This window comes from Bacillus sp. AY3-1, from assembly GCF_008368785.1.
Classification (GTDB): Bacteria; Bacillota; Bacilli; order Bacillales; family Bacillaceae_G; genus Bacillus_A; species Bacillus_A wiedmannii.
In genome coordinates, this window is the sequence record NZ_QORZ01000020.1 from 95,967 (window position 1) to 109,020 (window position 13,054).

General features: G+C 30.8%; 15 protein-coding genes and 1 pseudogene. 12 read left to right on the top strand and 4 right to left on the bottom strand.

Annotated elements, in window-relative coordinates:
- Window positions 1-313: 313 nt before the first annotated feature.
- Entirely contained in the window at window positions 314-595 is a 282-nt protein-coding gene (locus DN389_RS21620) for a hypothetical protein (protein ID WP_048551443.1), read from the top strand.
- Between the two features lie 552 nt (window positions 596-1,147).
- On the opposite strand, the pseudogene DN389_RS21625 reads toward DN389_RS21620, so the two are convergent.
- Window positions 1,148-1,366 (bottom strand): annotated as a pseudogene (locus tag DN389_RS21625) (IS4 family transposase); the annotation flags it as partial.
- 5 nt (window positions 1,367-1,371) lie between these two features.
- Here DN389_RS21625 and DN389_RS21630 point away from each other — a divergent pair.
- The 5 genes from DN389_RS21630 to DN389_RS21645 all read left to right on the top strand — a co-directional run bounded on the left by DN389_RS21630 (window position 1,372) and on the right by DN389_RS21645 (window position 4,627).
- Entirely contained in the window at window positions 1,372-1,590 is a 219-nt protein-coding gene (locus DN389_RS21630; RefSeq protein WP_098189582.1) for a bacteriocin immunity protein, read from the top strand.
- A gap of 307 nt (window positions 1,591-1,897) precedes the next feature.
- Entirely contained in the window at window positions 1,898-3,007 is a 1,110-nt protein-coding gene (locus DN389_RS21635) for a response regulator aspartate phosphatase (protein ID WP_098189583.1), read from the top strand.
- The gene (locus DN389_RS21640; protein ID WP_088121473.1) at window positions 3,004-3,141 is read left to right on the top strand and encodes a Phr family secreted Rap phosphatase inhibitor; all 138 of its coding nucleotides are present in this window, start codon (window positions 3,004-3,006) and stop codon (window positions 3,139-3,141) included. Before DN389_RS21635 ends, DN389_RS21640 begins: the two co-directional genes overlap by 4 nt.
- Window positions 3,142-3,957: 816 nt before the next feature.
- Complete coding sequence (locus DN389_RS28920) at window positions 3,958-4,143, top strand: helix-turn-helix transcriptional regulator (protein WP_254981434.1); 186 nt, start codon at window positions 3,958-3,960, stop codon at window positions 4,141-4,143.
- A gap of 13 nt (window positions 4,144-4,156) precedes the next feature.
- Window positions 4,157-4,627, top strand: coding sequence for a DUF6773 family protein (locus DN389_RS21645; protein ID WP_254981433.1), 471 nt, complete (start codon window positions 4,157-4,159; stop codon window positions 4,625-4,627).
- A 441-nt stretch (window positions 4,628-5,068) separates the two neighbouring features.
- Here DN389_RS21645 and DN389_RS21650 read toward each other — a convergent pair whose 3' ends face one another.
- Window positions 5,069-5,179 (bottom strand): YjcZ family sporulation protein, encoded by a 111-nt coding sequence (locus DN389_RS21650; protein ID WP_000540371.1) that lies wholly within the window; start codon window positions 5,177-5,179, stop codon window positions 5,069-5,071.
- Between the two features lie 402 nt (window positions 5,180-5,581).
- Here DN389_RS21650 and DN389_RS21655 point away from each other — a divergent pair, with 402 nt between their 5' ends.
- Window positions 5,582-5,863 carry an LCI fold-containing protein gene (locus DN389_RS21655; protein WP_098802182.1) on the top strand — a complete coding sequence of 94 codons (282 nt, stop codon included), beginning with the start codon at window positions 5,582-5,584 and terminating at the stop codon, window positions 5,861-5,863.
- 113 nt (window positions 5,864-5,976) lie between these two features.
- Here the strand turns inward: DN389_RS21655 and DN389_RS21660 are convergent, their stop codons facing one another.
- Both DN389_RS21660 and DN389_RS29225 read right to left on the bottom strand, forming a co-directional pair.
- On the bottom strand, window positions 5,977-6,870 hold the full coding sequence (locus tag DN389_RS21660) for a helix-turn-helix domain-containing protein (RefSeq protein WP_098802183.1): 894 nt from the start codon (window positions 6,868-6,870) through the stop codon (window positions 5,977-5,979).
- A 468-nt stretch (window positions 6,871-7,338) separates the two neighbouring features.
- On the bottom strand, window positions 7,339-7,554 hold the full coding sequence (locus tag DN389_RS29225; RefSeq protein ID WP_137014997.1) for a hypothetical protein: 216 nt from the start codon (window positions 7,552-7,554) through the stop codon (window positions 7,339-7,341).
- Between the two features lie 1,147 nt (window positions 7,555-8,701).
- Between DN389_RS29225 and DN389_RS21670 the strand changes: the two genes are divergently transcribed.
- From DN389_RS21670 to DN389_RS21690, 5 genes are all read left to right on the top strand, one after another.
- Window positions 8,702-9,982, top strand: coding sequence for a transglutaminase domain-containing protein (locus tag DN389_RS21670; RefSeq protein WP_149237611.1), 1,281 nt, complete (start codon window positions 8,702-8,704; stop codon window positions 9,980-9,982).
- 142 nt (window positions 9,983-10,124) lie between these two features.
- Window positions 10,125-10,439 carry a PadR family transcriptional regulator gene (locus DN389_RS21675; RefSeq protein ID WP_001078066.1) on the top strand — a complete coding sequence of 105 codons (315 nt, stop codon included), beginning with the start codon at window positions 10,125-10,127 and terminating at the stop codon, window positions 10,437-10,439.
- A gap of 13 nt (window positions 10,440-10,452) precedes the next feature.
- Entirely contained in the window at window positions 10,453-11,064 is a 612-nt protein-coding gene (locus DN389_RS21680) for a DUF2812 domain-containing protein (RefSeq protein ID WP_088121478.1), read from the top strand.
- A gap of 154 nt (window positions 11,065-11,218) precedes the next feature.
- Window positions 11,219-11,818, top strand: coding sequence for a DUF6241 domain-containing protein (locus DN389_RS21685; RefSeq protein ID WP_149237612.1), 600 nt, complete (start codon window positions 11,219-11,221; stop codon window positions 11,816-11,818).
- Between the two features lie 246 nt (window positions 11,819-12,064).
- On the top strand, window positions 12,065-12,973 hold the full coding sequence (locus DN389_RS21690; protein WP_149237613.1) for an alpha/beta fold hydrolase: 909 nt from the start codon (window positions 12,065-12,067) through the stop codon (window positions 12,971-12,973).
- Window positions 12,974-13,054 lie beyond the last annotated feature (81 nt).

Here is a 13,054-nt window from a genome sequence, read left to right on the forward strand (position 1 = left end):
TCTTCTTATTCCTATATATATTCCAATAATTATTTCTATTGTATTAAGAATAATGGCATCTACATCAAAAGAACGGCTTATAAAAGGATTTACCCAACGTAACATATAAATGTATCGTAAAAGTGAGTAAAGCCTATATTTTGTTTTTAGATAGATATAATTCGAGGGTATTCCGATGATATTTCCTCTAATAGAACTGTATGATAAGCTATATATAACTGTATATTGTGAGGGAGGGAGGGTGCAATCCTTTCTCTGATTTTGTATAAGAAAAAAATTATCTGAGCTTTAATGGAAATGGAGAATATATTATATGATTTTAGGGATTTCATATTTTGATATTTTTTGTATTGTAGTGATTGTCTCGTTTTTCTTGATTTTTTGGAGATTGAACGTATGGTATAACAAAAAACATAATGTTCCTAAGGTTTTTCAATGGTTTCCTAGAAAATGGGGTAAAAGAAAAGTTTCAGAGCATTTATCACAATTAAATGAAAAGCTAGCGGCTGAAGGTAAAGGTATTTGGGTTACAATCTATGCTATAGATTTATACATTGTAACTATTCCTTGTACAGTCAAAAAATATAAATCTTAATAAATACATTTAAAGAAAGACCTTTTAATTAAAATAAAAGGTCTTTTCTTTTTATAAATTTTAGAAGTAATTTGTTGAGTCCATGTGTTTATGTGGAGAAAGTTACTTGAGTTTGATGAGATAGAGGCAGATTGTAGTCAAGTGAACCGTGTAATAAACAGTTTAGGGCGAGGCCTTAGTAAAGGGTAAAAACCAACGGGAAAGATCTTGATTTTTTGTGATGAATACTTATTCATGGTTGGTTAACGTAACGTCCTATTATCAGGAGCAAGAAAAAGGCGAATTCCTACTTTCAAAAGGGATTCACCTTTTTATAAACTCCTATCCTGGCATGGGTTTAAGGTTCTTGTTTGCTACTGAATGAGTCGAAAAAATTTATAAAATCTTGCATACTCTTAGCGTGGTTATTTTCCAAAATACTGGCGGTACCCCATCACCATCAAGCTAAGGGTATCAAGAGGGTATATGCGAGTGTATTTTTTTGAAATTTCTACGACTACACTAAAAATGTGCATAACAAATAAAACTACCAAAAAGGTGTTTTGAAAAATATTATGCGACTTTGAAACTCTTTAACAACGTACATTCATACATAACGCCGAGGATATCAAAGACTGTTTGCTTTTCGTAACGGTGAGATTTCCGTCCGTTTTTCTCTAAAAGGTTGAACAGACGTAGGAAAATCTTTGATAATTCTTGGGTGCTCTTTTGTAATCCTTGGTAGAACAATAGATAATAATTCATTATCATATAAATGGAATGGAAGGATGAAAAATATGACATGTAAAATGACGAAAACAGAACTGCTTGAGCTTGTAAAAAAAATTTATGATCTTGATTTACCTGAAGATGAACACAGTAACTATGTTCATCAATTTAATAACTCTGGTGTACCTCATCCTGCTCCAAGTGATTTAATTTTTTGGAATGATGAAGAATTGAATCCCGAAGAAGTAGTAGAAATAGCATGGAATTACAAAGAAGAAAAAAAGTAGAATAATATGTATTGAACTCCTATCCCAATCTTTTTTTACATGTTAAGTAATATCGATCATCGAGAAAAAATAAAAGGGGCTTTTTTATGAGAGGATAGACTTTCATATTTCATCATTACCAATAATGAAGTGTTATTTTTTATATAGAAATGAATAAGAAACAGAAAAAGTTTTAAGTTTAAAGAGCTGAAACGGTGAAATTGTATTGAGAAATTTTTTGAAACAATAATATTCAGAAAATTAAATGTTTTATCAGCTGATTTTTGTTATTATGTTAGTAATCTATAGACAAAGGAGAAGGGGCTATATGAGTGTACACGTAATAAAAAAGGAAGAAATCACTTTACTTTTACATGAGTGGTATCGAGAAATTCGTTCACAGAATTTCGTTAAGGCAAAGGAATTAAAACAAAGTATTGATACAAAAGTTAATAGTATGGAAGAAGATCAAAAGAATACAGAGTTTTATTCACTTTTAGATTTTAGATTTAAAATGTTGAGTGCAGAGTTTTATCCCCATCAATCTGACATATCTAAGAATGATCTAAGAAAAATGAAGTTAGATGAAGCGCCATCAGATGAATCTTTATTATATTATTACCATTTCTTTAAGGCTTCTCATGCTACGGTAAACGGTGATTTTAAAGTGGCTGAAAAGCATTATGGAATAGCAGAATCTTTGTTGGAAAATATTCAGGATCCAATCGAAAAAGCAGAATTTAACTTTAAGCTATCTAGCTACTATTATCATGTTTGCCAGCCTATTTTAGTTATTCAATATGCAACTAGAGCAAGAAATATATTTGAAGGGCTGTACGGGTATAGTAGGAAGGTCGCAGCATGTGACAATGTTCTGGGGTTAGCATGTGTAAAGCTAAATGAATTTGAGCAGGCAGAAGTTTATTTTATGTCGTCTCTGGATATTTTGAAAAAGCAGAATGAAGAAGAGCTAATGTTACGAGTTCGACATAGTTTAGGAGTTATGTATGCAGAGCAAAACCTATCTGATTTAGCACTTCGTTATTTATCAGAAGTATCACAAAAAATCCCGAATCACTTTAGAGCGATTTTTTTGGAAGCTAGAGAGAATTTAAAGTTAGGAAAAACAAAGCTTGCAGCCTCTTTAATTGAAAAAGGATTAGTAATCTGTAATGAACTAGAACAAAAAGAATATGAACATCATTTTACCATTCTAAAGGGAATGAATGAGAATGTTTCTGCTGAAGAATTAGAGTTAGCTATTTCTAAAGGAATTTCTTTCTTTAATGAAGTAGGTTTATGGCAATATGTCCAGGAATATGCTGAAAAGTTAGCGGTTAAATATCATGAAGAAGGAAATTCAATAAAATCTAGTGAATACTTCTATTTAGGATATAAAGAAAAAGAAAAAGGTTTTCAGAAAGGGGCTTTAAAATGAAAAGAATCATAAGCAGCTCAATTGGATTAATAATTACAGTCATACTATTAAATGGAGTAAATGTTTCAACGGAACAATCAAAGGTTAATACAACAAGCGTTATACAATATACGCATGGAGAGCCGTGGGGCTGATGGAATATTGAAGTATAAAGAGTTGTTGGATTAAGGGATTATTACTGAAGAAGAGTTATCAGTGAAGAAAAAGTAATTATTAGGTATATAGATGAAACGCTCAAATGAGCGTTTTTTATTTTATAATCAGATGATTTATTTTCATATATATCCTGGTAAAATTTATTCCTTTCCCTAAAAGAAAAGACACCTAAAGGTGCCTTCCTCGGACTTGCCTCTTCTTAATTTTATTGTGTTATTATATAAGAAAAGAAGACACCGATTAAGATGTCTTCTTTTACTTGTACACTTGGTGTTAAGAAGGTATTATATTGCTTAAAAACCATAAAAATATATAACAATCATCGAGTAAGCTTATTATAGCATCAAAAAATAAGGTTTTTATATGAAATATTGCATATATATAGATTCATTTATATTTAATCTATATAGTTAAATTGTCTGTTATTTGTTTTAATTCATTTACTTATTTTATTTTTGAGCGCTCCAGCAATGGAGCCTTTTTTTATGCAATAAAACATTTTCTTTGCGTTATTTAGTTGATCTATATTAACTTTACCTTCTTAAATTATATCTATATTTTATTAAAACATTATATAGTTAACCAGTTTGTTCTAATAAGCTAGTGAATTAATAATTTTAATGTTATTTGTAGGATGGTTTTAGATGCAAAAAATAACAGAAATGAGAAAAGATATTAGTAATATATATGCGTCTTAATGTAAAATATATATTGCATCTAACCTGAAAATAACATAATATATAGAATATAAGATTTATGGTATAAAGTTTATTTTTACAAATGAGGTGTATTTAATGTCTGTAAGTAAAATGAAAATTGCAAGAGTAGAAAAAGGTCTGACCCAACAAGAGCTAGCCGATATTGTAAACGTTACACGACAAACCATTAGTCTTATTGAAAGTAATAAACATAACCCTTCTTTAAAACTTTGTATTCATATAGCTAAAATATTAAATAAAATCTTAGATAAATTATTTTGAGAGGAACTTTAAAATGGAAAAACTAAAAAAATGGTTTTCACTCAGTACGCACTCAGATGAAAGAATTCAACAAATCGAAATGAAAATTTGGGCTCAATCTGGAATTGTTGTCCTACTTATAGCTTTTGTTGATGTTATAATAAGAGGAGCATATCTACACCGTCCATTTCTAGAATGGGCTGCCTTATTAGCCATTATAATTTTTTATATGATATTCTTTTTTATTAAATCTATTCTGACTGGTGTTTATGAAACAGATATTAATAATAAAGAACAATTAAATGGAAAATTAAAAGAAAAAATGAGTAATACCTTTATTTTTTGTTTTGTCGCAATAGGTGCTACCACATACAAATATAACTTACCTGAAGATTTCGTTGGATGGTTATCAGTAATAGCGAGGTTCATTATACTTTTCGCCGTCCTATTTGGTGTTCAATATCTTATTACAGTATTAGCATGGAAGAAATCCAATAAAATTTAATAAGTATAGACAAAGAAGCTTATCTTTTAGCAATTAATGATAAGCTTTTTATTATTTTTTCATCTTTTTTCATTTCGGGGGTACAATGAATTTCTTAACTTGATGGTGATGTGGCGGTACTCCATTTATAGGTTATGAGGAATGGTGTTTTTTTATACTATTATCTATTCTTGGATTTTATAAATAGCATCTATATGAACTTATTTTTTATTAAAAATAATAGAGTTTTTCAAAAAAGATATTTCCTTTGTGGGAAAAAGTGGCCCAAAATTCTTTTAGTTAAAAGCTCATGTCTGAAATCGATTCATATTTGAGGTATGACGAATGCGAAAAATGAAAAAAACAAATCCAATCGTGATAAAAGTTTGGAACCAGATAATGAATAAGGCACATAAAGAAAAGGTACCTATATATAGTATAGGTACCTTTTCTAATAGTTTTTTAGCAGAAACAACTGCATCCGATAATGATTAATAGAATAAATAATACAACTAATAAAGCAAATCCTCCAGCGAAACCGCAGCCCTCGCCGCAACTACCACCATATCCCATAACAATAGTGCCTCCTTTAGATAAGAGGGTAAAACTAGGGTTCATTCCATGGATCTTAATGGGTTCACTTTACTTTATGTTTTAAAGAATGAATGGAGCAGGTCCTTTTGAAAATAAAGAAAAGACGCCATTAGGCGCCTTCCTGTTAGGTAGATAAGACTTTAGTTTTCCAATCTAAAGAAATTTTGTATCAGTTCTTTGTGAGTATATCATAATATCTGATTGATTTATTATGCATTGTTACATAATTTTCTAACTCCTCTATTTTTCATTTGATAAAATAAAATCCTAATATTACCAAAAATTAAATAAATATTTCTACATATTCAAGATATTTACATAAATTACAAAAGTGATACATTTAAGTTGTAAGTTATAAAAACTATTAAAGGGGGATTTATTATGTTCAAGAAATTAGTAGTAGGACTATTGGCAACTGGTATTGTATTAACAGGAGGAATTGGGGCAGCTTCAGCTGATACGCAAAAAGCTGTGAGCTCTCCGAAGCAAGCAACATGCTCAATTCCTTATGAGTATTCTAATGGTAAATTCAAAAGAACTCTTTATTACTCAAATGGAGTATATGCTAATAGTTTTACTGAAAATGTTTGTGGCGGGACGATTACGTGGTATTTAAAACATGTTCAAAATGGAGTTGCTTTTTACGAAGGTAATTTAAAATAGTAGATTCTTTGAACCTCATTTATTGAGGTTCTTTTAGTTTTTAAACTGATTCTCCACAAAAAAAGACACCTAAAGGTGCCTTCCTTCGACTTTTGTAAGTAACTTTTACGAAATTATGATTGTTTTTTATTTTGTATTTCAATCAGTTCATCTGGTAGCATTTTTGTATAATATTCTTTTTCTGTTAGTTCAAATATAAATAATGCTTTTTTCCAGTTATAAACAACCTCTTCTACATTATGTTGTTTAATCTTTAATAAATATTGACCTTTTAAATAGAATAGTTCACCTAATAGGTATAAAGTATTTAAATTAATTGCTAATTTTATACCCTTATCAAGGTATTTTATTGCCTCTTCATGTTGATATATGGAGTCTAAACATTTTGCTAAATTTAACATGATTTTTAATTTAATTTCTTTATCTCTAGGAAAATCTAACTTATTAAAATTAGTTAAACATCTTTTTAATATATTAATACCTTTTTCATAATTTTTATTTTCTGCATAAAATATAGCCATTGTTTGCATAATATCTATTTCTCTTTCTGATAAAAAATCAGAATTAGTTAAAGTCAGTTTTAATGCATTATTTAAAAGATCTAAAGCAGTTTTTATTGATCTATCCACCATAAATATAGCAATTGCTTCGTGCCATATTAGAAACTGTTTCTCTTCTTTTGTTTGAAAATTATTTAAGTTTTTTTCTTTTTTTACTATTTCATAAAGTTCTTTATATTGTTTTTGCTTTAAGCAGTCTTTTATTACGTATTTTACGTTTTCTACATATTTTAATCTTTTGTTTTGAGTTAGTGCAAATATATTATTTGGATCAATACCAAGTCTTTCTGATAATTGATATAACAATATACTAGATGGATAAATCATACCTTTTTCAATCTTGCTAATTTGACTTTGTGAACATATTCCATGACATAATTCGGATTGTGATATATTTTTTTTTATTCTAAGTTCTTTAATGATAATACCCAAATCGTTAAATTCCATTTTTCCACCTACTATCTAGCACTTTATTTGTAAAGAAATATTCCTTTACCTTAATGTAATGTAAAAATAATGTAGTTGCAATTATTGTTTGTTGTAAAGGGCTTACCGTTTTCATAAGGTGGTGAGGATTTTAATATGTACAAAAAAGACACCCAAAGGTGCCTTCCTGCGACTTGAACCATCTTAATTTTAATAATATGTATTGGACTCCCATCCAACTATTATTTTATCATGTTAAATACATAAATTCATTGAGAAAAAGATATAGCTCATTATTCATTCTGTCAAAAGGATTTATCCCACGTAACGTATGAATGTTCCATAAATGTATCAAAAAAATGAACAAATCGTGATTGGAATAAAAAAGGGTTCTTACTATTACGTAAGAACCCATAAACAAAAAAGTCGTATGTGCCTCAATATTAGAATTACATAAAAACGCTATTTTAATAAAAGCGACATTGAAAGTTAGCAAGCAATACTTAAAAGAGTAAAAGCGGCAAATGCGTAAACTAATAAGCTACTAGTAGCAAGGAATTTTATAATTTCATTTGTAGAAATAATAGTTAAACATAATGCTATAGATGCACCTATAAAGAATTGGTACTTCGTATGTATATTTGTAAGATTAATTATTACGAGTACAGTTAAGAAAAGTGAAATGAAGTTAAAATATCTTTTCATTGTCATATTTCCTTTCAATGTTTGATCTGTATTTATTATACCAGCTTGTACCAGTAATAACATACTTTGTAATGAGGCTTAATAGAAATCTTATGTTGCCATAAATAAAAAGGCGGTTGTTTCCGCAACCACCTTTCAGTGAAACAAAGCAATTTTTTAGAAATAAAATATGGATGATTCCTGAAAATGTTATAGGATATAATTCAATTTTTATAATTCAAGTGACGGGTTTAATTTATCCCGCTATTTGCGGGCAGTAAGACCTCCACCTTAACATTCAACGGAAGCAAAGAAGTTAGGTAGGGGGCGGGCTGCCCGTAAAAGCCCTATTGGTGAGGACTGATAATCATTGGGGGATGAACAAAACCCTCAATGATTAAAGTTTCACTTTATAAGAAAGGAATGACTACATTATATGAAAACTTGTCTAATAAGGTTACATATAAAAGAGCAGCTAGCAATGGCTAACTGCTCAATACAAGGAGATACAGAGAAAACTAAATGAATGTTGGCATACAGCCTATCAACATTATGGACATAATATTGAGTTTTATTCGAAGGAATTCATGTTTTATAAATTAGATTATGATAGTCGGTATTCTTTTATTAAGTAGCCAACAGCACTGATTACTATAAGAATGAAAAGAATAAGTTCTAGTGTAACTGGCAGTTGATCTACCCTAAATGCATCAATTTGTTACATTATGATTATAAGATGTTTTTTTATAGTTAGTGGTGAAAAATTTAATAAAACTACCTCTATATGAAAAAAGGTTCTGTTGTCTCCAACAGAACCTCTTCTAAAATGGCAAAGAGTAACTCTTACCTTACTCTTTGATAATAATAGTACAGGAATGTTAATAGAAATCCATCGATCCTTATATTGAGAAATAAAGAAGAATTATTTTAAAGAATTTCAATATAAAATTAGAGATTACCATGAGGGGAGTTATAACGAGTTACTACCTATCCATATTCATAAATAAAACAACATAATATTAACACGGAAAAATATATTAATATGAATTTTTGCATATTTTAAAATTCAATATATCCCTCAAAACCTTTTAATTGTATAATATATTTTGTCATATTTTTAGATTTTTCGACAAAATATAAAATAGAGAACGTATTGGGAGAAGGAATTATGTACACAAAACTATTAAAATCAATTACATCATTATCACTTATTGGTGGTGCTTTATTGTATACAAACGGCAGTGATGTGAAGGCTGCTGAGGCGGGTATTTTTTCTGATGTGCCTACATCGCATTGGTCGTATCCAGCGATTAAAGATTTAGCGAGTAAAAACATTATTTCTGGCTATGGAGATGGAAAGTTTGGTTTTGGTGATGTTGTGACGAGAGAACAAGTTGCGTTGCGAGATACAGGGGATGCGGCATTATTAGCAGCATTTAAAGATGAAGTGCAAAAGCGTATTAATGCGTACGAAACGAATATTACACTTCCATATAAAACGAAAAATGGTAATCAGGAAGAAGTAATGAAGACACTTTTCAACGCCTATAAAGAAGTCGCAAGTAAAAATGAGTATACAAATTATAATAGATCGAATGTTTCATATGGAATTTCTGGATCACCTGGAAATTATACGTTTACGTTAAAGATTACATATCGTGAAACGAAAGAACAAACGGAATATGTAATGAAGCAAGCAAAGGCAATTGTTTCTTCTATTACGCAAGTTGGAATGGATGATCACGAAAAAGTGAAGGCGATTCATGATTATGTCGTAAAGCATATTTCTTACGATACGTCTTATAAAGCTTACACAGCATATGAAGCACTCGTAAATCGTTCTGCAGTTTGCCAAGGTTATGCACTATTAACCTATCAATTATTAAAAGAAGCTGGAATTGAGAATCATTTTGTAGTAGGAACTGGGGACGGTCAGCCTCATGCTTGGAATTTAGTGAAAATCGAAAACAAATGGTATCACCTTGATACAACATTCGATGATCCAGTGCCAGATGAACAAGGCCGCGTTACGTATTCCTATTTCAACTTATCAGATGAGCAAATCGCAAGAAATCATGAGTGGAACAGAAGTGACTATCCGCAAGCTACAACAAATTATTATAGTACATTAACAAATAAAATTGCGGCAGGTAGTACGAAAAACCCTGCATATCAGCAAATATTAAAAGATACAAAGTTAAATTATTTAGGAAATGAATACATTGCAAATAACTATAATGAATTCAAAAATAAAATGCAGAAACGTTATAACGAAAAGTCACCAAAGATTGAAATCCTTTATAAACAATCAATGGATGGCGCATTGCAAGATGTGAAAAAAGTAATTGGAGAAATCGGTTATCCGCAAGGGGCGAACCGTGTTTCTTATAAAGCTGAGCCGTATAATGCGAAAGAGGGATATTCTTTAGTGACGATTACGTTTATGTAAAAAAGCAACCTAGATTCCATGTTGGATCTAGGTTGCTTTTTTTTAACTTAATTTGACATATACAGTTCAACTGTATAAAATTAAACTATACAGTTGAACTATATAGTTTAGCTATATATTTATCGTTACATTGGAGGTCTTTATGAATAGAGATAAAAATTTACCATTAACGGAAACAACATATTACGTTCTTTTAGCTTTATTAGAGCCAGCTCATGGATATTTAATTATGCAAAAGGTGGAGGAACTGAGTAATCATCAAGTAAAAATCGCAGCGGGTACATTGTATGGTGCGGTTGAAAATTTATTAAAACAAGGGTTAATAGAATCGGTGAAAAGTGAAGATAAACGAAGAAAAGTGTATGTCATTACGGAACGTGGGAAAGAAGTATTGCACTTAGACTTTATGAGAATGCAACACATTATTGAGGTTACAAAGAGTTTATTACACGTATAGTTAGGGGGAAACAATGATGTGGAGATTGAAATTCTTTTTAGACTTTGAGAAAGAGGAAAAATGGTTAGAAGAGATGGCTTGGAAAGGCTATCAACTAGAAAGCAATACATTTGGTTATACATTTAGATATACAGAGCCGGAAGATGCGACAATTAAAATAGACCATAGAGTATTTAGTAGAAAAAGTGAATTTATTAATTACTGCACATTATTTGAAGATAGTGGCTGGGAGCATATAGCCGGTAATCGGTGGTCAGGTACGTACTATTTTAAAAAGATAAATGAAGAAAGTGAAGATGACATTTTTTCAGATCAAATGTCACGAGCAGGGAAATATAAACGTCTATCTAAAACATTTTTAGAATTAGCTATATGCTCTATTCCGATATTAATTCTATTTATGTTTAATGACACGATTCATTTAGGAGCACTTGCAAATCCAAAAGAACTATATTTTACGCCAGGACTATGGGATAAGCAAGGTATATCATTTCTATGGTCATTCTTATTTGAAACACCACTTGCACTGATGAGAGGCTTTGCATGTTTGTTTATCCCTGCTGCAATTGTTATGTATTTAGTTTGCTCGTATAAAGCAAATCGGTTGTATGAAGAGAGAAGATGATAGAAAGTATCTCCTTAAAGCTGGCGTTTTGAGGGGGCTTTTTTTATTTTCATCCGACAAAATATGACAATGTATAAATGACTTGTTTGCTACCATGAGGTGAGAAATCTTACATTTTTGCTGAAATAACTAGTACATACCGGAGGCATACAATATGAAACGAAAATTACTTACATCATTAGCATGCAGTACATTACTTGTGAGCATGGCTGCTTGTAGCACAAATGAGAAGACTGCAACTGAAGCAAAGCCTAAACAAGAAGAAAAAGTTCAAACTAATCAAAAGCAACAAAAAGATAGTTACGTAGTAAGTGAAGAGCAATTATCTAAAGCGGCACAGATGATTGGAGAAATTAAAAACGAGCAAACTATAAATGACATGATGATACATATGTCTCTCCAAAAACTCACATTCAATGGGAAGAATCTTCATGTTTCTGGTACCCGTGATGTAGGGCGATTTCAAATGACGAAAGCAAACATTCAGTACCTAAAAAACAACTTAAATGTTATCAATAATGATGAAAGAAAAAGATATGAATCTATTTTGAACAAATGGTACGGTGGAGATTTCGAATCTGCAGTTGAAGACTATAGTGAAATTCATTATTTACGCTCTGGAAAAAAGCAAAGTATGGAGGGAGCTAAACTAGCTAAAAAAACGAATAGTGATGAAAAAGAATTTATTCTCCATTTCTTTGGTCAAGAGGGGTTAGATGTTCATAATAAAGAGTGGAAACATGGAGGGTTATAGAAATAAAACTGAATTGCATACCAATAAGAAGTACAATGCTTTTACCCTGCAATATGGTATTTGCTTGGGAGTCCAATACATATTATTAAAATTAAGATGGTTCAAGTCAGAGAAAGGCACCTTAGGGTGTCTTTTTCTTTTTTCTAAATGACAGTTTTGGCTTAAAGAAGATAAATTTTCAATGGATGATTCCCATGAATATATAAATAAAGTTTATCCATATATTTGTAGAAAGGAGGGATTCAAATGAAGAGAGAGGATAATAAGGTTGGTCACTTTATATCTGAAAAAGGAAAAGAAGACTTTCAAATTGCCTACGATGAATCAATGGCACTTCTTCCAACACCTAACGATATGAAAGATATAGAAACTACATTTGGCACAATTCGTACGTATTACTTTACTAAAGAGGAAAATAAACATAAGGAACCAATACTCTTACTCCCTGGACGTGGTGCATCTACTCCAATGTGGGTACCGAATTTAGAAGGGTTAAGGGAGAAAAGGCCTGTTTACACAATCGATTTACTTGGTGAACCTGGAATGAGCGTGCAAACGAAGGTGATTGAAAACCAAAAACAACAAGCAGAATGGTTAGATGAAGTAATTGAAGGATTAGGTTTAAAAAAAGTGCATATCGTGGGTGTCTCTATTGGAGGTTGGACAGCCATGAATTTGGCCAGATATAACCCTAAGCATATTGCGACGGCTAGTTTATTGGACCCAGTCTTTGTATTTGCACAAATATCCATAAAGATGATTCTGGCATCTATTCCAGCTTCCGTTCCTATTGTACCTAAGTTTTTAAGAGAAAAGATGTTAAGCTATGTTTCTGGAGGAGCAGAAACAAATGATGATGAGCCGATCGCTAAGTTAATCGAGTCGGGCATGCGTAACTATAAATTGAAAACACCAGCGCCTGATTTATTTAGTAAAGAAGGCTTAAAAAATATCAATGTTCCAGTGCTTGCCTTAATGGCTGAAAAAAGTACAATGCACAATTCGGTAAAAGCAGTTGAAACTGGAAAAAAATACGTTAAAGATATAGATATAGTGAACTGGAAAAATGCATCTCACGCAATTAATGGTGAGTTCTCTAACGAAGTTAATGCTAGAATTCTTGATTTTATAGAGAAACATTCTACTGATAACTAGGTTGAAAGTGGAAAATATGTTGTAATGACAATTTTACTTCTTCTATTTTCATGAATATGTATAATTACATAAAAAATCAAG

Excerpts from the sequence above, each read along its gene's own strand:
- DN389_RS21620 (WP_048551443.1), top strand. The coding sequence starts at position 314 with ATGATTTTAGGGATTTCATATTTTGATATTTTTTGTATTGTAGTGATT.
- DN389_RS21630 (WP_098189582.1), top strand. The coding sequence starts at position 1,372 with ATGACATGTAAAATGACGAAAACAGAACTGCTTGAGCTTGTAAAAAAA.
- DN389_RS21635 (WP_098189583.1), top strand. The coding sequence starts at position 1,898 with ATGAGTGTACACGTAATAAAAAAGGAAGAAATCACTTTACTTTTACAT.
- DN389_RS21640 (WP_088121473.1), top strand. The coding sequence starts at position 3,004 with ATGAAAAGAATCATAAGCAGCTCAATTGGATTAATAATTACAGTCATA.
- DN389_RS28920 (WP_254981434.1), top strand. The coding sequence starts at position 3,958 with ATGTCTGTAAGTAAAATGAAAATTGCAAGAGTAGAAAAAGGTCTGACC.
- DN389_RS21645 (WP_254981433.1), top strand. The coding sequence starts at position 4,157 with ATGGAAAAACTAAAAAAATGGTTTTCACTCAGTACGCACTCAGATGAA.
- DN389_RS21650 (WP_000540371.1), bottom strand. The coding sequence starts at position 5,179 with ATGGGATATGGTGGTAGTTGCGGCGAGGGCTGCGGTTTCGCTGGAGGA.
- DN389_RS21655 (WP_098802182.1), top strand. The coding sequence starts at position 5,582 with ATGTTCAAGAAATTAGTAGTAGGACTATTGGCAACTGGTATTGTATTA.
- DN389_RS21660 (WP_098802183.1), bottom strand. The coding sequence starts at position 6,870 with ATGGAATTTAACGATTTGGGTATTATCATTAAAGAACTTAGAATAAAA.
- DN389_RS29225 (WP_137014997.1), bottom strand. The coding sequence starts at position 7,554 with ATGAAAAGATATTTTAACTTCATTTCACTTTTCTTAACTGTACTCGTA.
- DN389_RS21670 (WP_149237611.1), top strand. The coding sequence starts at position 8,702 with ATGTACACAAAACTATTAAAATCAATTACATCATTATCACTTATTGGT.
- DN389_RS21675 (WP_001078066.1), top strand. The coding sequence starts at position 10,125 with ATGAATAGAGATAAAAATTTACCATTAACGGAAACAACATATTACGTT.
- DN389_RS21680 (WP_088121478.1), top strand. The coding sequence starts at position 10,453 with ATGATGTGGAGATTGAAATTCTTTTTAGACTTTGAGAAAGAGGAAAAA.
- DN389_RS21685 (WP_149237612.1), top strand. The coding sequence starts at position 11,219 with ATGAAACGAAAATTACTTACATCATTAGCATGCAGTACATTACTTGTG.
- DN389_RS21690 (WP_149237613.1), top strand. The coding sequence starts at position 12,065 with ATGAAGAGAGAGGATAATAAGGTTGGTCACTTTATATCTGAAAAAGGA.